The sequence below is a fragment of the Rhodococcus sp. 2G genome (assembly GCF_001886355.1).
GTDB lineage: Bacteria > Actinomycetota > Actinomycetes > Mycobacteriales > Mycobacteriaceae > Rhodococcus > Rhodococcus pyridinivorans.
Genome location: NZ_CP018063.1, coordinates 3,066,727 through 3,087,667, shown reverse-complemented (window position 1 = coordinate 3,087,667; position 20,941 = coordinate 3,066,727). Strand labels below are relative to the sequence as shown.

Annotated in this window: 21 protein-coding genes, 4 tRNA genes and 2 pseudogenes; 25 read left to right on the top strand and 2 right to left on the bottom strand. The window is 66.5% G+C overall.

Features of this window, described 5'->3' with window-relative positions; genetic code table 11:
- Positions 1 to 28: 28 nt before the first annotated feature.
- Positions 29 to 730 (top strand): demethylmenaquinone methyltransferase, encoded by a 702-nt coding sequence (locus tag BO226_RS14435; protein ID WP_071935515.1) that lies wholly within the window; start codon positions 29 to 31, stop codon positions 728 to 730.
- Positions 731 to 888: 158 nt separating this feature from the next.
- On the opposite strand, the gene BO226_RS14430 is transcribed toward BO226_RS14435, so the two are convergent.
- Complete coding sequence (locus BO226_RS14430; protein ID WP_024101690.1) at positions 889 to 2,160, bottom strand: geranylgeranyl reductase family protein; 1,272 nt, start codon at positions 2,158 to 2,160, stop codon at positions 889 to 891.
- Positions 2,161 to 2,272: 112 nt separating this feature from the next.
- Between BO226_RS14430 and BO226_RS14425 the strand changes: the two genes are divergently transcribed.
- On the top strand, positions 2,273 to 3,319 hold the full coding sequence (locus tag BO226_RS14425; RefSeq protein ID WP_060650709.1) for a polyprenyl synthetase family protein: 1,047 nt from the start codon (positions 2,273 to 2,275) through the stop codon (positions 3,317 to 3,319).
- 101 nt (positions 3,320 to 3,420) lie between these two features.
- Positions 3,421 to 4,281, top strand: coding sequence for a zinc metalloprotease HtpX (htpX, locus tag BO226_RS14420; protein WP_024101689.1), 861 nt, complete (start codon positions 3,421 to 3,423; stop codon positions 4,279 to 4,281).
- Positions 4,282 to 4,381: 100 nt separating this feature from the next.
- Here the strand turns inward: htpX and BO226_RS14415 are convergent, their stop codons facing one another.
- Entirely contained in the window at positions 4,382 to 4,873 is a 492-nt protein-coding gene (locus BO226_RS14415; RefSeq protein WP_006552295.1) for a YajQ family cyclic di-GMP-binding protein, read from the bottom strand.
- Between the two features lie 150 nt (positions 4,874 to 5,023).
- Between BO226_RS14415 and BO226_RS14410 the strand changes: the two genes are divergently transcribed.
- From BO226_RS14410 to BO226_RS14305, 22 genes and pseudogenes are all read left to right on the top strand, one after another.
- Positions 5,024 to 5,106 (top strand) — tRNA-Tyr (locus BO226_RS14410).
- Between the two features lie 261 nt (positions 5,107 to 5,367).
- Positions 5,368 to 5,440, top strand: a tRNA-Thr gene (locus BO226_RS14405).
- A gap of 43 nt (positions 5,441 to 5,483) precedes the next feature.
- A tRNA-Met gene (locus BO226_RS14400) sits at positions 5,484 to 5,559 on the top strand.
- A 59-nt stretch (positions 5,560 to 5,618) separates the two neighbouring features.
- A complete protein-coding gene (gene rpmG, locus BO226_RS14395) occupies positions 5,619 to 5,786 on the top strand; it encodes a 50S ribosomal protein L33 (protein WP_003941903.1) in 168 nt (55 codons plus the stop codon).
- A gap of 84 nt (positions 5,787 to 5,870) precedes the next feature.
- On the top strand, positions 5,871 to 6,446 hold the full coding sequence (hadA, locus tag BO226_RS14390; RefSeq protein WP_006552294.1) for a (3R)-hydroxyacyl-ACP dehydratase subunit HadA: 576 nt from the start codon (positions 5,871 to 5,873) through the stop codon (positions 6,444 to 6,446).
- Complete coding sequence (gene hadB, locus BO226_RS14385; protein ID WP_071935514.1) at positions 6,433 to 6,858, top strand: (3R)-hydroxyacyl-ACP dehydratase subunit HadB; 426 nt, start codon at positions 6,433 to 6,435, stop codon at positions 6,856 to 6,858. The genes hadA and hadB overlap by 14 nt, the downstream gene beginning before the upstream one ends.
- Positions 6,859 to 7,037: 179 nt before the next feature.
- A tRNA-Trp gene (locus BO226_RS14380) sits at positions 7,038 to 7,110 on the top strand.
- A 32-nt stretch (positions 7,111 to 7,142) separates the two neighbouring features.
- The gene (secE, locus tag BO226_RS27075; RefSeq protein ID WP_156895215.1) at positions 7,143 to 7,568 is read left to right on the top strand and encodes a preprotein translocase subunit SecE; all 426 of its coding nucleotides are present in this window, start codon (positions 7,143 to 7,145) and stop codon (positions 7,566 to 7,568) included.
- 50 nt (positions 7,569 to 7,618) lie between these two features.
- On the top strand, positions 7,619 to 8,455 hold the full coding sequence (gene nusG / locus BO226_RS14370) for a transcription termination/antitermination protein NusG (RefSeq protein ID WP_006552291.1): 837 nt from the start codon (positions 7,619 to 7,621) through the stop codon (positions 8,453 to 8,455).
- A gap of 95 nt (positions 8,456 to 8,550) precedes the next feature.
- The gene (gene rplK / locus BO226_RS14365; protein WP_006552290.1) at positions 8,551 to 8,985 is read left to right on the top strand and encodes a 50S ribosomal protein L11; all 435 of its coding nucleotides are present in this window, start codon (positions 8,551 to 8,553) and stop codon (positions 8,983 to 8,985) included.
- A gap of 116 nt (positions 8,986 to 9,101) precedes the next feature.
- The gene (gene rplA / locus BO226_RS14360; protein ID WP_039585374.1) at positions 9,102 to 9,815 is read left to right on the top strand and encodes a 50S ribosomal protein L1; all 714 of its coding nucleotides are present in this window, start codon (positions 9,102 to 9,104) and stop codon (positions 9,813 to 9,815) included.
- Between the two features lie 398 nt (positions 9,816 to 10,213).
- Positions 10,214 to 10,741 carry a 50S ribosomal protein L10 gene (rplJ, locus tag BO226_RS14355; protein WP_006552288.1) on the top strand — a complete coding sequence of 176 codons (528 nt, stop codon included), beginning with the start codon at positions 10,214 to 10,216 and terminating at the stop codon, positions 10,739 to 10,741.
- Positions 10,742 to 10,864: 123 nt separating this feature from the next.
- A complete protein-coding gene (rplL, locus tag BO226_RS14350) occupies positions 10,865 to 11,251 on the top strand; it encodes a 50S ribosomal protein L7/L12 (RefSeq protein ID WP_003937621.1) in 387 nt (128 codons plus the stop codon).
- A 328-nt stretch (positions 11,252 to 11,579) separates the two neighbouring features.
- Positions 11,580 to 12,952: pseudogene (locus BO226_RS14345) on the top strand (ISL3 family transposase).
- A gap of 83 nt (positions 12,953 to 13,035) precedes the next feature.
- Positions 13,036 to 14,112 carry an ABC transporter ATP-binding protein gene (locus tag BO226_RS14340; RefSeq protein WP_041803793.1) on the top strand — a complete coding sequence of 359 codons (1,077 nt, stop codon included), beginning with the start codon at positions 13,036 to 13,038 and terminating at the stop codon, positions 14,110 to 14,112.
- A gap of 67 nt (positions 14,113 to 14,179) precedes the next feature.
- Positions 14,180 to 14,971 (top strand): MlaE family ABC transporter permease, encoded by a 792-nt coding sequence (locus BO226_RS14335; RefSeq protein ID WP_006552286.1) that lies wholly within the window; start codon positions 14,180 to 14,182, stop codon positions 14,969 to 14,971.
- A 4-nt stretch (positions 14,972 to 14,975) separates the two neighbouring features.
- Positions 14,976 to 15,836 carry an MlaE family ABC transporter permease gene (locus BO226_RS14330; RefSeq protein ID WP_024101684.1) on the top strand — a complete coding sequence of 287 codons (861 nt, stop codon included), beginning with the start codon at positions 14,976 to 14,978 and terminating at the stop codon, positions 15,834 to 15,836.
- Positions 15,833 to 17,206, top strand: coding sequence for an MCE family protein (locus tag BO226_RS14325; RefSeq protein ID WP_006552284.1), 1,374 nt, complete (start codon positions 15,833 to 15,835; stop codon positions 17,204 to 17,206). Before BO226_RS14330 ends, BO226_RS14325 begins: the two co-directional genes overlap by 4 nt.
- The gene (locus BO226_RS14320) at positions 17,203 to 18,282 is read left to right on the top strand and encodes an MCE family protein (protein ID WP_024101683.1); all 1,080 of its coding nucleotides are present in this window, start codon (positions 17,203 to 17,205) and stop codon (positions 18,280 to 18,282) included. Before BO226_RS14325 ends, BO226_RS14320 begins: the two co-directional genes overlap by 4 nt.
- Entirely contained in the window at positions 18,279 to 19,277 is a 999-nt protein-coding gene (locus BO226_RS14315) for an MCE family protein (RefSeq protein WP_006552282.1), read from the top strand. Before BO226_RS14320 ends, BO226_RS14315 begins: the two co-directional genes overlap by 4 nt.
- Positions 19,277 to 20,527: an MCE family protein gene (locus tag BO226_RS14310; RefSeq protein ID WP_071935513.1), complete on the top strand. Its 1,251-nt coding sequence runs from the start codon at positions 19,277 to 19,279 to the stop codon at positions 20,525 to 20,527. The genes BO226_RS14315 and BO226_RS14310 overlap by 1 nt, the downstream gene beginning before the upstream one ends.
- A gap of 14 nt (positions 20,528 to 20,541) precedes the next feature.
- Positions 20,542 to 20,922: pseudogene (locus BO226_RS14305) on the top strand (MlaD family protein); the annotation flags it as partial.
- Positions 20,923 to 20,941 lie beyond the last annotated feature (19 nt).

The window sequence follows — 20,941 nt, the reverse complement described above, 5'->3', positions numbered from 1 at the left end:
CACTAGGGGAGCGGGTAACGTTTCGGCCGTGGCAACAACTCACGGATCACGCGCGTCGCTCGACAAGGACCCGCGTGAGGTCGCGTCCATGTTCGACGGGGTCGCTGCACGCTACGACCTGACCAACACCGTCCTGTCGTTCGGGCAGGACCGCGGGTGGCGTCGCGCGACCCGTGCGGCTCTCGACCTGAAGCCCGGCGAGCGGGTGCTCGACCTGGCCGCCGGCACCGGGGTCTCCACCGTCGAACTCGGACGGTCCGGCGCGTGGGTCGTCGCCACCGACTTCTCCAAGGGCATGCTGCACGCCGGTGAGTTCCGCAACGTCCCGATGGTCGCAGGCGACGCGATGAAACTGCCGTTCGCCGACGCGGTCTTCGACGCCGCGACCATCTCCTTCGGCCTGCGCAACGTCGCCGACCCGGACGAGGGACTGCGCGAGATCGCCCGGGTGGTCAAGCCGGGTGGACGCCTCGTGGTGTGCGAGTTCTCCACACCCGTGCGGGAACCGCTACGCACCGTCTACATGGAGTACCTGATGCGGACGCTGCCGCGGGTCGCGCGGGCGGTCAGCAGCAATCCCGACGCCTACGTCTACCTCGCCGAATCGATCCGGGCCTGGCCCGATCAAGAGCAGCTCGCCCGGCGCATCGAGGCCGCGGGCTGGAGCGACGTGAAGTGGCGCAATCTCACCGGGGGCATCACCGCCCTGCACCGCGCGGTACGCAAGTAGCCGGGCGCATCGGCACCGCGCGGTACGCAAGTAGCCGGGCGCATCGGCACTGCGCGGTACGCAAGTAGCCGGGCGCATCGGCACCGCGCGGTACGCAAGTAGCCGGGCGCATCGGCACCGCGCGGTACGCAAGTAACCGCGCGGCGCTGTATCGGCTCTCAGGCGAAGAGGGGCTGACGGTCCCAGCGCATCGAGAGATGACCGCTCGTCCGCCACACCCGGGCCACGAAGTCGGCGTCCTCGTCGGTGACGAGATTGCCCATCACCCGCACCGCGACCGACATCATCGTCCGCGACCGCATCGCGATCGGGCCGGTCGCCGGCAGGAACTTCGGGATCGTGAGCAGGCTCGCGAGGCGACGCGCAGTGGAGAACGCCCGGCCGTAGTGGGAGCGCAGCGTCGCCGGCCACAGGTCGGTGAGGTCGTCGGAGTCGAGCAGCCCGGCGAGCAACCGACCGCCTTCGAGTCCGTAGTCGATGCCCTCGCCGTTGAGCGGATTGACGCACGCCGCGGCGTCGCCGATCAGCGCCCAGTTCCTGCCCGCGACCCCCGACACGGCTCCGCCCATGGGCAGCAGCGCCGACGCCACACGCGTCACCTCACCGAGTTCCCATTCCGTGCGACGCTGCCGCGCGTAGAGGTCGATGAGAGGCCGCAGCGATCCGCTCGCCGGTCGCGAGGCGGTCGCGAGGGTCCCCACTCCCAGGTTCACCTCGCCGGTGCCGAGCGGGAACACCCAGCCGTAGCCCGGCTGGACGGCCCCCGCGTCGTCGCGCAGTTCGAGGTGCGAGGTGATCCACGGATCGTCGCTGCGCGGGGAGGTGGCGTAGGCCCGCGCGGCCACGCCGTAGGTGGTGTCGCGGTGCCAGCGACGACCGAGCACCTTGCCGAGGGGAGAACGCACCCCGTCGGCGACGATCACCGTGCGGCAGCGGACGGTCCGCGGTCCGTCGGCGGTGCGGAAGATCACGGCCGAGACCCGGTCGCCGTCGCGTTCGACGTCGACGGCCTTCGTTCCGTCCACGGCGCGGGCACCCGAGTCGAGCGCGACCTGCCGGATCCGGGCGTCGAGTTCGGTGCGCGGCACGGCGCTGCCCACGACCGGGAACGACGAGTCGGGCCAGGGGAGTTCGAAGCGACCACCGAAGCCCTCGAGACGCAGACCGCGGTTGACGGTGCGGGTGCGCAGCCAGTCGCCGAGGCCGAGTTCGTCGAGTTCGGCGACGGCACGCGGGGTCAGTCCGTCACCGCAGGTCTTGTCGCGAGGGAAGGTCGCGGCATCGACGAGCAACACCTCGCGACCGGCGCGGGCAGCCCACGCGGCGGCGGCGGAACCGGCTGGACCGGCACCGACGACGAGAACATCGGTACTGTCGGGAACGCAGGACTGGGATTGCCGCGGATCTCGCGCGGAGTGTTCGGCCACCACCGCTCCATCTTCTCAGGCCGCGATCGGCCGCCTCGACGAGGTGGATCGGGGAACGAACGGCTAGGTTCACTACGGTGAAGTCGAGGCGACAGAACAGGATGGGTACGTCATCGTGAGCACTGAGGGGGCGGCTCGGACCGCTGGTTCGGCCGATGCGGCGCCGAGCACCGTCGTGGCCGGTGTGGAACTCGGCGATCCGGTCCTCGCCGCGACAGTCGGGGACGGCCTCGCGAGCGTCGAGAAACTCCTGGTCGAGGAACTGTCCGACGGTGAGGACTTCCTGACGGAGGCCGCACTGCACCTTGCTAAGGCGGGTGGCAAGCGGTTCCGGCCGCTGTTCACTATCCTCACCGCGCAGCTCGGGCCGAAGCCCACCGATCCCGCCGTGGTGACGGCGGCGACCGTCGTCGAGCTCGTGCACCTCGCGACGCTCTATCACGACGACGTGATGGACGAGGCGACGATGCGTCGCGGCGCCCCGAGCGCCAACGTGCGCTGGGGCAACAGCGTCGCGATCCTCGCCGGCGACTATCTGTTCGCGCACGCCTCGCGGTTGGTGTCGACGCTGGGTCCGTCGGCCGTGCAGATCATCGCGGAGACGTTCGCCGAGCTGGTCACCGGTCAGATGCGCGAAACCATCGGTGTGCGTACCAACGACGACCCGGTCGAGCACTACCTGCGGGTGATCTGGGAGAAGACCGGTTCGCTGATCGCCGCCAGCGGTCGCTTCGGCGGTACGTTCTCGGGCGCCGATCCGGAACATGTAGAGCGTCTCGAACGGCTCGGCGACGCCGTCGGCACCGCTTTCCAGATCGTCGACGACATCATCGACATCGCGTCCGACACCACGGAGTCGGGCAAGACCCCCGGAACCGATCTCCGCGAGGGTGTGTACACCCTGCCGGTGCTCTACGCGCTGCGGGAGACCGGACCGGAGGCGGATCGTCTGCGTGAACTGCTCGTCGGTCCCATCGAGGACGAAGCACACGTCGCGGAGGCGCTCGAACTGCTCGTCCGCTCGCCGGGGATGGATGCGGCGAAGGCGACTCTCGCGACCTACGCCGCCCGCGCTCACGCCGAACTCGATGCCCTGCCGCAGGGGCCGGCGAACGAGGCGCTGCGTCGCCTCGTGGACTTCACCGTCGCCCGCGTCGGCTGACGGACCGTCGTGTCGTCCCGCCCCGGTAGGGGCGGGAACCGCGCCGTTCGCTCGTTCGTTGGACGAACGAGTGAGAAATCGTGGTGCGGAAGGGGTGCGACGTGCACGGATACTCGAACCGTCTCAAGACGGCCGGTCTGTTGATCGGAATGTCCGCGCTGATCGTGTTCGTCGGAGCGTTGTTCGGCAATTCGACGATCCTGCTGATATCGATCGTGCTCGCCGTCGGCATGAACGGCTACGCGTACTTCAACAGCGACAAGCTCGCCCTGCGGGCGATGCACGCCCAGCCGGTCACCGAGGTGCAGGCACCGGCGATGTACCGGATCGTGCGTGAACTCGCGACCGCGGCGCACCAGCCCATGCCGCGGCTCTACATCAGCCCCACCAACGCCCCCAACGCGTTCGCCACGGGTCGTAACCCGCGAAACGCCGCCGTGTGCTGCACGACGGGCATCCTGGAGATCCTGAACGAACGGGAACTGCGCGCGGTGCTCGGCCACGAACTCGCCCACGTCTACAACCGCGACATCCTCATCTCGTCGGTCGCCGGCGCGATGGCTGCCGTCATCTCGGGCCTGGCGAACTTCGCGTTCTTCGCCTCGGCCTTCGGCAACCGGGAGGGTGGCGCGAACCCACTGGCGCTGCTGCTGGTTTCCCTGCTCGGCCCCATCGCGGCGTCGGTCGTCAAACTCGCTGTGTCGAGGTCGCGCGAGTACCAGGCCGACCAGTCCGGTGCCGAGCTCACCGGCGACCCGCTGGCCCTCGCGTCGGCGCTGCGCAAGCTCGCTCTCGGCACGCAGGCCGCGCCGCTGCCACCCGAACCGAAACTCGCGGCCCAGTCGCACCTGATGATCGCCAACCCGTTCCGGGCGGGCGACAAGATGAGCCGGCTGTTCTCGACGCACCCGCCGATGGCCGACCGCATCGAACGGCTCGAGCGCATGGCCGGGATCCGCTGACCGGACGGCACCCCACAGACGACATCCCGGACGACTCCGCCCGCGACGACGGTCGCGGGCGGAGTCGTAGGAGAGGGCGTCGTCGGCAGCGGTCGACGTACTAGCGGTAGTTGACGAACTGCAGGGCGATGTCGAGGTCGGCGTTCTTGAGCAGCGAGATGACGGCCTGCAGGTCGTCGCGCTTCTTGCTGCTCACGCGCAGCTCCTCGCCCTGGATCTGCGCCTTGACGCCCTTCGGGCCCTCGTCACGGATGAGCTTGGAGATCTTCTTGGCATTCTCCTGGCTGATGCCCTGCACCAGCGTGCCGGTGATCTTGTAGACCTTGCCGGACTGCGTCGGCTCGCCGGCGTCGAAGGACTTGAGGGACAGGTCGCGGCGGATCAGCTTCTCCTTGAAGACCTCGAGCGCGGCGAGCGCGCGGTCCTCGGTCTCGGCCGAGATCGTGATGGCCTCGTCGCCCGACCACTCGATGTGCGCCCCGGTGTTCCGGAAATCGAAGCGGTTGGCGATCTCCTTCGCCGCCTGGTTCAGCGCGTTGTCCACTTCCTGGCGGTCGACCTTGCTCACCACATCGAACGACGAATCAGCCACGTCTCACTCCACTTCGGGGTCGGTCTGTAAGGGTTCTGTCCACCCGACGCTATCGGGTCGCGCGGAGCTGTGACCACTCGGTTTGCGTTTCGGGGGGGTATGCGTTGTATTCTTCCAAACGCATCGAGGACGCGGTCCCGATCGCACCCCGGCAGGTTGCCCGAGCGGCCAATGGGAGCGGACTGTAAATCCGTCGGCTTACGCCTACGTAGGTTCGAATCCTACACCTGCCACCGGAACGGCCCCGGTTCTTCGGAACCGGGGCTGTTCTGCATTCCGGGGCCCTTCGGTGCGGGCTCCGGAGTGTGGGTCCTGCTCTCCCCGATGCCTCCCGCCGGCCCGCCGCGCGCGTAGGTGTGGGCACGGGTGGGTGCGGGTGGGCAGAGCTCGGAGAGGAGCGGCGTTTATGCGCCTTCACCAGCGGATTTTGCACCAGGACCGAGTGTGTGTAATCTTTTGGAGGCCGCAGCGAGCAGAGATGCTCCGGAGGCCACGCCCCCTTAGCTCAGTCGGCAGAGCGTTTCCATGGTAAGGAAAAGGTCGACGGTTCGATTCCGTCAGGGGGCTCGCTGGATTGAGGTGCCGCCTTCGTAGCGACACTCGGCACCGAGGCGGTGTAGCTCAGTTGGTAGAGCAAACGACTCATAATCGTTGCGTCGCCGGTTCAAGTCCGGTCACCGCTACCAAAAGTTCATTGATCCACCCTGATCGATACTGATCGGATTGACGCGAAAGAAGGCATCCCGTGGCCTCCTCTACTGACGTTCGGCCGAAGATCACCTTGGCCTGCGAGGTGTGCAAGCACCGCAACTACATCACGAAGAAGAACCGTCGCAACGACCCCGACCGGCTCGAGCTGAAGAAGTTCTGCCCGAACTGCGGTACGCACCAGTCGCACCGCGAGTCCAAGTAGCCGGTCGCAACGACGTCGACGCATAAGGTCTCCGCAATACCGACCGTGCCAGTTGGCGTCGTCGGAATTGCGGAGGTTTTGCGTATGACGAACATACTCGAGAACCAGGAATCGGTGGACGCGACCGAACAGGCCGGGATCCCGTTCGATGCCGCCGCGCACGCCAAGTCCATGGTCGGTCACCACTACCGGGTGGGCGACTACTACGAGGTCGGTCGCGAGAAGATCCGCGAGTACGCCCGTGCCGTGCGCGATTCGCATCCGGCCCATCACGACGACGACGCAGCCCGGGGGCTGGGATATGACGGAGTGATCGCGCCGCTGACCTTCGTCTCGATCGTCGGCATGATCGCGCAGCGCAAGCTGTTCGAAGAGGTCGTCACCGGCTACGACCTGAGCCAGATCATGCAGACCGACCAGCGGATGGTCTACCACCGCCCGATCCAGGCCGGCGACAGGCTGTTCTGCGACGTCTACCTCGACGATTTCCGGCAAGCTGCCGGCAGCGACATCATCACCACCAAGAACGTGATCACGGATCAGTACGACAATCTCGTGCTCACCTCCTGGACGACGCTCGTCGCCCGTTCCGGTGGCGAGGTCGACGACAACATCGCGCACGCGGTCAAGGATGTGGTGATGCACAGTGACACTCCGTAGCTTCGCGGATGTCGCGGTAGGGGACGAGCTTCCGTCGAAGGTCGTCACGCTCACGCGCGGAAATCTGGTCAACTATGCAGGTGTGTCGGGTGATCCCAACCCGATCCACTGGAGCGACAGGGTGGCCGAACTGGCCGGCTTGCGCGATGTCGTCGGGCACGGCATGCTCTCGATGGGCATCGCGGCCGGCTTCGTCACGGAGTGGCTGGGAGACCCCGGCGCGGTGACCGAATACAACGTTCGGTTCACCAGTCCGGTATACGTAGAGGCCGACGAGGCCGCCGAGATCGAGTTCACCGGCAAGATCAAGTCGGTGGACGCGGAGAGCAAGACAGCAGTGGTCGCTATCGTGGCGAAGTCCGACGGTCGTAAGATCTTCGGTCGCGCCACGGCAACGGTCCGTTTGGCCTGACGGCCGAGCGGATTGGGTTTGTCCCGGGGCAATGCAGTACACTTAGGCTTCTGGGATCGCATAGCAGCGCGCTGCTCTACGAAGGCCGTAACGGCCCGACGGGGTAGCGCGCGTGTCATGTGGTCGCAGATGGGTCGGTTCCGGACACTCGCTTCGTACGAGTGTGGATGTCCGACCAGAGGGGCGTAGCTCAATTGGCAGAGCAGCGGTCTCCAAAACCGCAGGTTGCAGGTTCAAGTCCTGTCGCCCCTGCCCCCGGACTGCCAGCGACCGAGAGGAACGATGTGAGCGAGGAGCGCGGTCAGCGCCACAGCGGCACCGCAGGGAACAATCCCGGCGACGCTGGAACGGCTACCGGCGCGACCCCCGACGGTTCTTCCGCGGCTGCTCGGCCGACCGGCAAGCGGGCTACCCGTCGTGGTGCAGCCGATCCCTCGGCATCCACGACGAGTGCGGTGTCCATGAAGAAGACGTCGCGTTCGGCCACGGCCGTGAGCGATCGTCCCGCCGCGAAGTCCGAGAACATCTTCAAGCGACTCGTGCGCTTCTTCCGTGAGGTCATCGCCGAGCTCCGCAAGGTGATCTGGCCCAACCGCAAGCAGTTGACCACCTACACGCTCGTGGTCCTTGCGTTCGTGACCGTCATGACGGCGTTCATCTTCGGATTGGATCTGGCGTTCGTACAGGGCGTCAGCTGGTTGTTCGGTTAGCGCCTGTCCGCGCGAGACGAAAAATGTGATCGACGAGAGGAAAGTGCCCGGTGAGCACCCCCGAGAACGACTCGTACGAGGCTTCGGCCGAGGAGCACGTTTCGGACGAGGCCTTGGTTGACGACGTGACGGCCGAGTCGGCGGATGCGGACACCGAGGTCTCCGAGTCCGACGCTGCTGTCGAGTCCGGCACCGATGCCGAGACCGATGTCGAGGTCTCCGACGCAGCGGAGGGCACCGACGACGCCGCCGCCGAAGAGGACGAGGTCGACCCGGCCGAGGCCCTCGAGAAGCAACTGCGGCGCGAGCCCGGCGACTGGTACGTCGTGCACTCCTACGCCGGCTACGAGAACAAGGTCAAGACCAACCTCGAGACCCGCGTCCAGAACCTCGACCTCACCGAGTACATCTTCCAGGTCGAGGTGCCGACCGAAGAGGTCACCGAGATCAAGAACGGTCAGCGCAAGCAGGTCAACCGCAAGGTCCTGCCCGGCTACATCCTCGTCCGGATGGAACTCAACGACGAGTCGTGGGGCGCCGTCCGGAACACCCCCGGCGTGACCGGCTTCGTCGGAGCCACGTCGCGTCCGTCGCCGCTGACGATCAAGGAGGTCGTGAAGTTCCTCCTCCCGCAGCAGGCGAAGAAGAAGCCGGCGGCCGGTGCTTCGACCGCAGGCGAGCAGGCTCCCGCCGCCGCTGCGAAGCCCGCCATCGAGGTGGACTTCGAGGTCGGCGAGTCGGTCACCGTGATGGACGGCCCGTTCGCGACGCTGCCCGCCTCCATCAGCGAGGTCAACGCCGAGCAGCAGAAGCTCAAGGTCCTGGTGTCGATCTTCGGCCGTGAGACTCCCGTGGAGTTGTCGTTCAACCAGGTGTCGAAGATCTGACGATCCCCAGGATCCGACGGCGCCGGCATCCGGCGCGCACAAGCTTGCAGTAGCAGTACGCAAGAACCACACCGAGCACGAAACTAGGAATAGAGATGCCCCCCAAGAAGAAGAAGATCGCCGGGCTCATCAAGCTCCAGATCCAGGCCGGCCAGGCCAACCCGGCTCCGCCGGTCGGCCCCGCGCTGGGTCAGCACGGCGTCAACATCATGGAGTTCTGCAAGGCGTACAACGCGGCGACCGAGTCGCAGCGTGGCAACGTCGTGCCGGTCGAGATCACGGTCTACGAGGACCGTTCGTTCGACTTCAAGCTGAAGACTCCGCCGGCCGCGAAGCTCCTGCTCAAGGCCGCAGGCGTGCAGAAGGGCTCCGGCGAGCCGCACAAGACCAAGGTCGCCAAGGTGACCATGGATCAGGTGCGCGAGATCGCCAAGACCAAGCAGGAAGACCTGAACGCCAACGACATCGAGGCTGCCGCGAAGATCATCGCCGGCACCGCTCGGTCGATGGGCATCACGGTCGAGGGCTGAGCCCCTCGCTGTTCCGGGGCTCCGTCCCCGGGCTTGCATAGCACTCGTGGGAGGGCCGGCCAGGCCCGCTACCACGCCCGAACCATTCACCTGCCGGTGAGAAGTTAGGAAAGAACATGGCAAAGCGCAGCAAGGCATACCTCGCCGCGGCCGAGAAGATCGACTCGGACAACCTGTACAGCCCCCTCGCAGCTGCGAAGCTCGCGAAGGAGACCAGCTCGAAGAACTTCGACGCCACCGTCGAGGTCGCCATGCGACTCGGTGTGGATCCCCGCAAGGCGGACCAGATGGTGCGCGGCACGGTCAACCTGCCGCACGGCACGGGTAAGACCGCTCGCGTCATCGTCTTCGCGGTGGGCGAGAAGGCTGCCGAGGCCGAGGCCGCAGGTGCCGACGTCGTGGGCGCCGAGGATCTGATCGAGCGCATCCAGGGCGGCTGGCTGGACTTCGACGCCGCGATCGCGACCCCCGACCAGATGGCGAAGGTCGGTCGTATCGCCCGCGTCCTCGGTCCCCGTGGTCTGATGCCGAACCCGAAGACGGGCACGGTCACCCCGGACGTCGCGAAGGCCGTCACCGACATCAAGGGTGGCAAGATCAGCTTCCGCGTCGACAAGAACGCCAACCTGCACTTCGTGATCGGCAAGGCCTCGTTCGACGAGACCAAGCTGGTCGAGAACTACGCTGCTGCTCTGGACGAGGTGCTCCGCGCCAAGCCGTCCAGCGCGAAGGGCCGCTACATCAAGAAGGTCACGATCGCTACGACCACCGGCCCGGGCATCCCGGTGGATCCGCAGCGCACCCGCAACCTCCTCGAGACCGCGGAGTAATTCGCACTGCACGCAGTGGATGTGCGTCCTGAAGCGGCCGGTACAGCATCGCTGTGCCGGCCGTTTTGCATCTCGTGCACATCGTCCGCTACAGTGGTGGGGTAGTTCGGCGTGCGCCGATCTTCACCCCGATCATGTTCTACCCAAGACCGTTGGTCACCGAATCCGCGTGCGGATCGGTTGAAGGTCCGGAGTTGTCCGGCGGCCCACGCAGGAGGACGAGGTTAGGGGAGATGTGAACCGCGATGTGCCTTCCGGGTGCATTCGAGTTCCTCCTCCTTGTATGCCCCGTGTGCCCTGCGCCGGGGCGTTCGTCGTTTTCCGGTCCCGGCGGTCGTCCGGTGGGGCGTCCCACTCGGGACACCGGGAAAACGACTGTTACTGAGAGGAGGCGAAGTATGGCAAAGCCCGAGAAGGTTTCCGCAGTTGCGGAGATCACCGAGCAGTTCAAGACCTCCACCGCTGCCGTGATCACGGAATATCGTGGTCTGTCGGTGGGAAGTCTGACCGAGCTGCGTCGCGCTCTCGGAGAGGGTGCCACCTACTCCGTCGCCAAGAACACCCTGGTCAAGCGTGCCGCCGCTGAGGCGGGCGTCGAGGGTCTCGACGATCTGTTCGTCGGTCCGACCGCCATCGCGTTCGTCAAGGGCGAAGCGGTGGATGCTGCGAAGGCTCTGAAGAACTTCGCGAAGGACAACAAGGCTCTCGTCATCAAGGGCGGCTACATGGACGGCGCTGCGCTGTCCGTGGAGCAGGTCAACCAGATCGCGGACCTCGAGTCCCGCGAGGTGCTGTTGGCCAAGCTCGCCGGCGCGATGAAGGGCAACTTGGCAAAGGCCGCAGGCCTGTTCAACGCCCCCGCTTCGCAGGTGGCCCGCCTCGCGGCCGCTCTGCAGGAGAAGAAGGCGGGCGAAGAAGCCGCCTGACGCTGATCCGCATCACTGCGAATCTGCATCACCGCGAAAGATACATCCACGCGTGCTCCGGCACGCACCATCCCATCCGGTCGCGGATCAGCGACATGGGACTTATCAGGAAGGACCGCCACCATGGCGAAGCTCACCACCGAAGAGCTGCTCGACGCGTTCAAGGAACTGACCCTGCTCGAGCTCTCGGAGTTCGTCAAGGCATTCGAGGAGACCTTCGAGGTCACCGCTGCTGCTCCGGTTGCCGTCGCTGCCGCCGGTGCTCCGGCCGCTGCTGCCGAGGCCGAGTCCGAGCAGGACGAGTTCGACGTCATCCTCGAGGGTGCCGGCGATAAGAAGATCCAGGTCATCAAGGTTGTTCGCGAGATCGTCTCCGGCCTGGGCCTGAAGGAAGCCAAGGACCTCGTCGAGGGTGCTCCGAAGCCGATCCTCGAGAAGGTCGCCAAGGATGCTGCCGACGCTGCCAAGGCCAAGCTCGAAGAGGCCGGCGCCAAGGTCACCGTCAAGTAAGACGGTTTCCGAACTTTCCGTCGAGCGTTCCGACGCTCTCCGGAACGGTTCCGCACAGGGCCGTTTCCGCGAATTCATTTCGCGGAAACGGCCCTTCTGCATTTCGGGCATGAATGTCGAGTGATATGTCCGTTATCGGCAGAAATCGACATCTACGCCGTGTTCATGCAGGTCACGGCGTAAGTCGAGATACGCGTACCCCCTTGTACAACGTCCTTACTCATGAGTAGGATCGCGTGTCACAGATACCGGCTCTTCGCACTTCGTAGGGGCGTGATGTTGTCCGACCCCGTGCCGTGTCGGTGATTGAAAAAGGGCCCGCGCCCTTGTGAGCTGGGTGTTCTTCAGGCAACCAGACCAGCAAGGAACGCGGGCATGCTCCACAGTAGTGGTTCACTGCTGCTCGATCTCGACGGCGTCGTCGTCGAATCGGTGCGGCGCCTCGACGACGGCAGCCGGATCGTCCGGCTCGGCACCGACCCCCGGTGGGTCGGGGTGTGCCCGCAGTGCGGGCAGAAATCGACACGGTCGAAGGGCTGGGTGACCACCCGTCCCCGCGACGTGCAGGTCGGCCCCGACCGCCCCCGACTCGAATGGGACAAGCGGAAGTGGTTGTGCACCAACACCTCATGCGATCGGAAGGTGTTCACCGAGTCCGTGCCCGGCATCCCTCCCCGCAGCAGGGTCACCCCGCGGGCGAAGACGATGATGGCCGCGGCCGTCCTCGACGACGACCGCTCGGTGGCCGCCGTCGCCGCCGAGTACCGGTGCGGCTGGCACACCGTCCACGATCGGGTCGTCACCGTCGCCGACACCGTCCTCGACGACGAGCCCGGGCCGGTGACCGTCCTCGGTATCGACGAGACCCGCCGCGGCAAGGCGAAGTGGGAGACCGACCCGGTCACCGGAACCCGGCGGTGGGTGGACCGGTGGGACACCGGCCTGGTCGACATCGGCGGCGATCAGGGCCTGCTCGCCCAGGTCAACGGCCGCAGCGCGGCGACGGTGATCGACTGGCTCGACGCACGCGACGAGCAGTGGCGACGGCAGATCACCCACATCACTATCGACCTGTCGTCGGTCTACGCCAAGGCGGTACGTGAGGCGCTGCCGCACGCCGAATTGGTGGTCGACCGGTTCCACCTGGTCAAGAAGGCCAACGAAGTCGTCGATGCGGTGCGCCGGCGGGTCACCCAGACCCACCGCGGTCGGCGCGGCCGCAAGTCCGATGTCGAATGGATCAACCGTCGCCGGCTGCTGCGCGGCGCCGAGACTCTCACCGCCGAGCAGCGCACCGAGCTGTTCACCAAGCTGCTCGCCGCCGACCCCAGCGAGGAGATCGCCGCCGCCTGGATCGCCAAGGAGCTGCTGCGGGACCTGCTCGCGTGCACCGCCCGCGGCGGGCTGCGGCACGAGATCCGGGCCGCGTTGTATCGGTTCTACAAGTTCTGTGCGGCCTGCTCGGTGCCCGAGGTCACCGCGCTGGCCCGCACCGTCGAGACCTGGCAGGACCCCATCGTCCGGGCCATCCAGACGGGCCTGTCCAACGCGCGCAGCGAGGGCTACAACCGAATCGTCAAGCACGTCGGGCGGATCGCATTCGGATTCCGCAACCCCGACAACCAGCGACGCAGGGTACGGTGGGCCTGCACCCGCCGCTCCCGGCGGAGCACACCCAGTCGGCGTCAATGCCACTGCTAACTGCGAAGAGCCCAGATACCACTATCCATGCGATAGAGTGGCCCAACCCACACGGGGGCGACGGTATCGGACAGCGGAGGGTGATCGTGGGAGTCGAGGTTTCCGTCGAGGGACTGACCAAGTCCTTCGGCTCGCAACGTATCTGGCAGGACGTGACGTTGACGTTGCCGGCCGGTGAGGTGTCCGCGTTGCTCGGGCCGTCGGGTACCGGTAAGTCGGTGTTCCTCAAGTCGTTGATCGGTCTGCTGCGCCCGGAGGAGGGCTCGATCGTCATCGACGGCACCGACATCCTGCAGTGCTCCTCGAAGGAGCTCTACGAGATCCGCAAGTTGTTCGGGGTGCTGTTCCAGGACGGTGCGTTGTTCGGGTCGATGAACCTCTACGACAATGTCGCCTTCCCGTTGCGTGAGCACACCCGCAAGTCCGAGTCGGAGATCCGGCAGATCGTGATGAGCAAGCTCGAGCTCGTCGGTCTGCTCGGCGCCGAGGACAAGTTGCCCGGGGAGATCTCCGGGGGGATGCGGAAGCGCGCCGGTCTGGCGCGGGCGTTGGTGTTGGATCCGGAGATCATTCTGGTGGACGAGCCGGATTCGGGTCTCGATCCGGTGCGCACGACCTATATTTCGCAGACGTTGATCGATATCAATGCGGAGATCGATGCGACGATCCTGATCGTGTCGCACAACATCAATCTGGCGCGCACGGTGCCGGACAACATCGGGATGTTGTTCCGCCGGCAGTTGGTGATGTTCGGTCCGCGTGAGGTGTTGCTGACTTCGGATGAGCCGGTGGTCAAGCAGTTCCTCAACGGCACGATGATCGGTCCGATCGGGATGTCGGAGGAGAAGGACGAGGCGACGATGGCGCACGAGCAGGCGCTCGTCGAGGCGGGTCATCATGCCGGTGGTGTGGACGACGTCGAGGGGATCGTGCCGCAGATGCAGGCGACTCCGGGGATGCCGGAGCGGCAGGCGGTGGCGCGTCGGCAGGAGCGGGTGCGGTCGATCCTGCACAACCTGCCCCCGGCCGCCCAGAGCGCCATCCTCGAGTCGCTCGATCACAACGGCGCGCCCCACACAGCCCGGGGCTATGCCGACGACGACACCCAGATCATTCCCGCCTATACCGGAGAGAGATACGAGCAGCAGGCCCAGCAGTAGCACCAGCCGCAGCAGTGGTACAGCGTCAGCAGTGGTACAGCCGCAGGCTGGAGAAGTAGGAGAGTAGATGGGGGCGGGCAGCTCGCTCGTGCGGCCGGTTCACGGCGCACTCACCCAGGCCGGCAACATCGTCGAACTGTTCGTCGACGTCGTGCGGAACACCTTCCGCCGACCGTTCCAGTTCCGGGAATTCATCGAACAGGCGTGGTTCATCGCCAGTGTCACGATTCTTCCGACGGCGCTCGTCGCGATCCCGTTCGGCGCCGTCGTGTCGCTGCAGACCGGCTCGCTGATCAAGCAGCTCGGCGCCGAATCGTTCACCGGTGCCGCGAGCGTCCTGGCGGTCATCCAGCAGGGCAGTCCGATCGTGACGGCTCTGCTGATCGCCGGTGCCGCCGGCTCCGCGGTCACCGCCGACCTCGGATCGCGGACGATCCGCGAGGAGATCGACGCGATGGAGGTGCTGGGCATCAATCCCATCCAGCGCCTCGTCGTCCCGCGAGTACTGGCGATGGTGCTCGTCGCGCTCCTGCTCAACGGGCTCGTCTCCGTGATCGGCATCGCCGGCGGCTACTTCTTCAACGTGGTGCTGCAGGGCGGTACCCCCGGCGCCTACCTCGCCTCCTTCTCCGCCCTGGCGCAGCTACCCGACCTCTACGTCGCCGAACTCAAGGCTGCGATCTTCGGGTTGATCGCCGGCGTCGTCGCGTCCTACAAGGGGCTGCACCCCGGTGCAGGCCCGAAGGGCGTGGGGGAGGCCGTGAACCAGACTGTCGTCATCACGTTCCTGCTGCTCTTCTTCGCGAACCTGATCCTGACGATGGTGTACCTGCAGATCGTTCCTGCGAAGGGATCCTGACCAGATGACAGTCTCCAGAGGCCGCGGAGATCTCGTTCTTCTCCGGGGTCGCCGAGCGGTGCGCGCACCGCTGAACGTGCTCGACCGCGCGGGGGACCAGATGTCCTTCTACGCGCGCGCCGTCGCGTGGACCCCGCGAACCCTCACCCACTACCGCAAGGAAGTCCTGCGGTTGCTCGCCGAGGTCACCTTCGGCAGCGGTGCACTCGCCGTGATCGGTGGCACCATCGGCGTCATCGCGATGATGTCCGGCTTCACCGGCGTCGTCGTGGGTCTGCAGGGTTACGCCGCGCTCGAGCAGCTCGGCTCGTCGGTGCTCACCGGCTTCCTCTCGGCCTACGTCAACACCCGTGAACTGGCCCCGATCGTCGCGGCGCTCGCGTTGTCGGCGACCGTGGGCTGCGGCTTCACGGCACAGCTCGGTGCCATGAGGATCAGCGAGGAGATCGACGCCCTCGAGGTGATGGCCGTGCCGTCGCTGCCGTTCCTGGTGACCTCCCGGATGATCGCCGGCTTCGTCGCCGTGATCCCGCTGTACATCATCGGTCTCCTCGCGGCCTATCTCGCGACCCGCACGATCAGCACGCTGTTCAACGGCCAGTCGAGCGGCTCGTACGACCACTACTTCTATCTGTTCCTCCCACCGGAGGATGTGTTGTATTCGTTCGCGAAAGTGCTGGTCTTCGCGTTCGTGGTCATCCTCATCCACTGCTACTACGGTTTCCACGCCAGCGGCGGTCCCGCCGGCGTCGGGGTGGCCGTGGGCCGCGCGGTACGTACCGCGATCGTGACGATCGCGATCCTCGACTTCTTCCTCAGCCTCGCGATCTGGGGCACGACGACCACGGTGAGGGTGGCCGGATGAGCGACACGACCACTTCGCCCTTGCGTCGCCGCACCCTGGGATTGATCTTCTTCGTGGTGCTGGCGCTGTTCCTGTACGTCACGATCGCGATGTACAACAAGACGTTCACGAAGGTCGTGAAGGTCGACCTCCGCACCGACAGCATCGGCAACGCCCTGCCGCTCAACGCCGACGTCAAGGCACGCGGTGTGCTCGTCGGCGAGGTCCGCGGAACGAGCGCGGAAGGCGGCGACGTCACCGCGCATCTTGCGCTCGACCCCGACAAGGCCGAACTGATCCCGGTCAACGCCACCGCACAGCTGCTGCCGAAGACCCTCTTCGGTGAGCGCTACGTCTCGCTGATCATCCCCGACGATCCGGGGCGTCCCGTCACGAACGGCGATGTGCTGGTGCAGGACACGAGCGAGCGCACCGTCGAACTCGGCGACGTGCTCGACGGGCTGCTCCCGCTCCTCGAAGCCGTCCCGCCGCAGGACCTCGCCAACACGCTCGGCGCCCTGGCCCAGGGACTGAGCGGACGCGGCGAGAAGCTGGGACAGACGGTCGACGACCTCGAACAGATCTTCCGCGAGGTGAACGGCGAACTGCCCACACTGCAGGAGGATCTGCGCGGACTCGCCGATTTCTCGCAGACCTACTCCGAGGCCGCACCGGATCTCGTCGAGGCGCTGAACAACCTGCGCACGACGGGTGGCACGGTCGTCGAACAGCAGAACCAGATCCGCACGCTGCTTGCGAGCGCGACGGGAGCGTCGTCGCAGACGGCCGATTTCATCGAGCAGAACTCGAACTCGATCATCACGCTGTCCGCCGATTCGAAGGAGGCGCTGCAGCTGCTCGCCCGTTACTCGCCGTCCTTCCCGTGCACCTTCGAGGGATTCGCCGACGCGAAGCCGGCCGCCGTCGATCTGCTCGCGGCCGACGATCCGTTCCCGGGTGTGCGCGCGAACATCCAGTTCACGAACCCGAAGGGCCGCTACCTGCCGAACCAGGACGAACCGCGTCTGCTCGACGATCGCGGACCGGCCTGCTACGACGACGTGACCGCGCCCGGCCGCAACTTCCCGCAGTATCCGGGCGGTTCGATCAACGACGGTTCGTACCAGGTGCCGTCGCGTAATCCCGGCCCCGAGACCATCGATTTCTTCCCTGCCCCGGCAGGATCCGGCGTCCCCGACGACGTCGGTGAGATCATCGGCACCTCGGACGGCGGCGCGACTCCCGTCTCGTACGCCGGCTCGCGTCTGGAACAGGACACGCTCGACGTCATCTACGGACAGGCCACCGGTGTCGACCCCGAGGAGGTCCCGTCCTGGACCACCCGGCTCGGCGCTCCGGCGATCCGCGGTACGGAGGTGAGCTTCCAGTGAGAGGTCTCGCAGCACCCCTGATCAAACTCATCGTGTTCGCCGTGGTCACCGTCCTCGCGACCGGTGTCCTCGCCGCGACCATCGCCAATGTCGGCGGTGGGGGAGGAACGAAGTTCCACGCGATCTTTTCCGACGTCACCTCACTCAACAAGGGCGACGACATCCGCATCGCGGGTGTCCGCGTGGGGCAGGTCGAGGAGATCTCGGTCTTCGACGAACGGCAGGCGCGGGTCACCTTCTCGCTCGAGGAGCGCGACTGGCTCCCGGCCGGTGCCACCGCGACCATCCGGTTCCGCAATCTCGTCGGCCAGCGTTACATCGCGCTCGGTCAGGGTGAGGGCGCGCAGGGCGAGAAGATCACGGGCGGCGATACGATCCCGATCGAGCGTACGAAGCCGGCGGTGAACCTCACGACGCTCTTCGACGGCTTCCGGCCGTTGTTCCAGACGCTGAGCGCCGACGACGTCAACAAGCTCTCGTTCCAGATCATCCAGGTCTTCCAGGGTGAGGCCGGAACGATCGACGATCTGGTGCGCAGCACCGCGTCGCTGACCAACACCATCGCCGACAAGGACCGCGTGATCGGTGCGGTGATCGACAACCTCAACACCGTCCTGGCCACGATCGACCAGCGCGACGAGCAGCTCGATTCGCTGCTGGTCAACACGCAGGCACTCGTCAGCGGGTTGTCGGCCGACCGGGCGACCGTCGGTTCGGCCGTGGCGTCGATGGCGGGGCTGACCGACGCGGTCTCCGACGTCCTCGAGCCCACCCGCCCGTCGATCGCACAGTCGATCACGGCGCTCGAACAGGTCACTTCGAATCTCAACGCGAACCGCGACGAGGTCGACCGCGTCCTCGAGACGTTGCCGGTCAAGCTCGACAAGCTCGGGCGCGTGGCCAGCTCCGGTTCGTGGTTCCAGTTCTACCTGTGCGGTATCGACATCATCGCAGGTCCCGGTTCGGTCCCGTATCTGAATCTGCCGACGGGGCTGCCCACCGTGAACCAACCCATCTACACGAATGCGGCGAAGCGTTGCTCGCAAGAGGGGATGCAGGAGTTGCAGGGACGATGAGCAAACGTCGCAGTCCGGCCGCCGCCGGTGCCCTGGGCATCGTCGTGGTGCTGCTGGGGACACTGTCCGCCTTTTTCCTCGACGAACTGCCCATTATCGGGGCGGGCGCGACCTACGAGGCCGAGTTCAGCGAGGCCGCGGGTCTCAAACCCACCAACGAGGTGCGTATCGCCGGCGTGAAGGTCGGCAAGGTCACCGGAGTCGACCTCGAGGGCGACCGCGTGATCGTCTCGTTCAAGGTCCAGGACGCATGGGTCGGGAACGACACGGCGGCCTCCATCCAGATCAAGACGATCCTCGGACAGAAGTATCTGGCACTCGAGCCGCGGGGTACGGAGGTGCTCGACCCGGACGACCGGATCCCGCTCGACCGGACGGTCGCGCCGTACGACGTGATCGAAGCGTTCTCGTCGGCGGCCACGACCCTCGGCGAGATCGATTCCGAGCAGCTCGCGACCGGCTTCCAGACCCTGTCGGAGGCGTTCTCGGAGACACCCGACGACATCCGGGCCTCGCTCGACGGCATCAGCCGCCTGTCCGAGACCGTCGCGAGTCGTGACCAGGAGCTGAAGAAGCTCCTCGACGCGACCGGCAATGTCTCGAAGGTGCTCGCCGACCGCAACGCCGAGTTCAACCGGTTGCTCTCCGACGGTGCGCTGCTCGTCGCGGAACTGAACAATCGGCAGGAGGCGATCTCCCAGTTGCTCGATGGCACCAAGCGGTTGTCGGCCGAGCTCTCCGGGCTCGTCGAGGAGAACCGCGAGACCATCGGTCCCGCCCTGCAACAGTTGCGCGGCGTCGTCGACGTCCTCCAGGAAAACAACGACAACCTCGATCGGGCCATGGAGCTGTACGAGCCGTTCGTGCGTGTCTACACCAACGTCGTCGGCAACGGCCGGTGGTTCGACCAGGTCGTCGTGAACCTGACCCCGCCGGGCCTACCGGAGATCCCCGGTTACCGCGAGCCCGGTCGCCGCCTGGAAGGGGGCAACTGATGGCACACGCCGAGAACGGCGAGTCCCGCAGCAATCGCGGGCGCATCGCGCTGATCGCGGCCGTCGTGGCGGTCGCAGTGGCCCTGGCCGGAGCGGGGTGGTGGATGTTCACCCGGCTGGGCACCACCGAGATCACTGCCTATTTCGACAAGGCCGTGGGCATCTACGAGGGCTCCGACGTCCGGGTGCTGGGCGTCGAGGTGGGGAAGGTGACGTCCGTCGAACCGCAGGGCGACCTCGTGAAGGTCGGGCTGCGGGTGAACCGCGGCGTCGACATCCCGGCCGACGCCCGCGCCGTGCAGATCACCCCGTCGGTCGTCGCCGACCGTTACGTGCAGCTCACCCCTGCCTACACCGGTGGCGACACGATGAGCAGCGGTGCGGTGATCGACCGCGAGCGCACCGCCACCCCTGTGGAGGTCGACGAGCTCTACGCGAGCATCGACGAGCTCTCCCGCGCGCTCGGTCCCGACGGCGCGAACCGCGAGGGCGCGCTGACCGACTTCGTCGAAGTCGGTGCGGAGAACCTCGCCGGCAACGGTGAGGCCCTCGGGCAGAGCATCGAGAACCTGTCGGCCGCCGCGCGCACGCTCGACCAGTCGCGCGACGACCTCTACGGCACGATCGAGAACCTACAGGTGTTCGTCAGTGCTCTCGCGGCCAACGACGAGCAGGTGCGCCAGTTCAATGCGCAACTCTCGGACCTGTCGGGATTCCTGGCGGGGGAGCGGCAGAACCTCGGTGAGGCGCTGAACACGCTGTCGGTCACGCTCGGCGACGTCGCGACGTTCGTGCGCGACAACCAGGCGGCCGTGAAGGACAACGTCGACGCACTCGTGCCGATCACGGAGACCCTGGCTAACCGCCGGCAGGAACTCGTGAATTCGCTGACGCTGCTCCCGCTCGCGGTGAGCAACCTCGTCAACTCGTACGACGCCGAAGCAGGTGTGCTCGCATCGCGGCTCGTGCTGCCCGACCTGCAGGACCCTGCGGGAGCGGTGTGCAAGCTCATCGATCTCGGCAATCTCGTGCCCGGCGACGCGCGTTTCGAGCAGCTCGGCCGGCAGATGCAGCCGCTGATCGACCGGTGCCGCGACGTCGCCACGCAGATCACCGAGGACCAGCGGTCCCCGGATCTGATCCTGCCGTTCGGTGTCCTGAGCGGTGAGAACATCCAGCGGCAGGTCACCCCGGGCACGGTGCCCGGCGTGGTCTCGCCTCGGCTCGACCTCCGGGGAGGAGATCGGTGAGCGGCGCGAAGAGGATGGGCCGCACAGGTGTCTTCGGAGCGGCCGCGTGCGTGGTCGCGGTGACGGTCACGGGGTGCGGAGGTCTGTCCGACGTCCCGTTGCCCGGCGGCGCCGACGTGGGTAGCGATCCGATCCGTCTGTCCATCCAGTTCGACGACGTGCTCGACCTGGTTCCGCAGTCGAGCGTGAAGGTCGACGGTGTGCCGGTCGGGCGCGTCGAATCGATCTCGGTCGCATCCGATTTCGGGTGGACCGCCGACGTCGGCATCGTGCTCGACTCGAGCGTCGACCTGCCGGCGAACGCGCTCGCGAGCGTCGAACAGTCGAGTCTGCTCGGTGAGAAGTTCGTGCAGCTCACGCCTCCGGAGGACGAGCCCCCGACGGGCCGAATCAGCTCGGACTCGGGGGTGGGCA

Coding starts and splice junctions, on each gene's coding strand:
- hadA (WP_006552294.1), top strand. CDS start 5,871: ATGACGAACATACTCGAGAACCAGGAATCGGTGGACGCGACCGAACAG.
- BO226_RS14310 (WP_071935513.1), top strand. CDS start 19,277: ATGGCACACGCCGAGAACGGCGAGTCCCGCAGCAATCGCGGGCGCATC.
- rplK (WP_006552290.1), top strand. CDS start 8,551: ATGCCCCCCAAGAAGAAGAAGATCGCCGGGCTCATCAAGCTCCAGATC.
- rplJ (WP_006552288.1), top strand. CDS start 10,214: ATGGCAAAGCCCGAGAAGGTTTCCGCAGTTGCGGAGATCACCGAGCAG.
- BO226_RS14315 (WP_006552282.1), top strand. CDS start 18,279: ATGAGCAAACGTCGCAGTCCGGCCGCCGCCGGTGCCCTGGGCATCGTC.
- BO226_RS14325 (WP_006552284.1), top strand. CDS start 15,833: ATGAGCGACACGACCACTTCGCCCTTGCGTCGCCGCACCCTGGGATTG.
- BO226_RS14335 (WP_006552286.1), top strand. CDS start 14,180: ATGGGGGCGGGCAGCTCGCTCGTGCGGCCGGTTCACGGCGCACTCACC.
- rplA (WP_039585374.1), top strand. CDS start 9,102: ATGGCAAAGCGCAGCAAGGCATACCTCGCCGCGGCCGAGAAGATCGAC.
- BO226_RS14330 (WP_024101684.1), top strand. CDS start 14,976: ATGACAGTCTCCAGAGGCCGCGGAGATCTCGTTCTTCTCCGGGGTCGC.
- rplL (WP_003937621.1), top strand. CDS start 10,865: ATGGCGAAGCTCACCACCGAAGAGCTGCTCGACGCGTTCAAGGAACTG.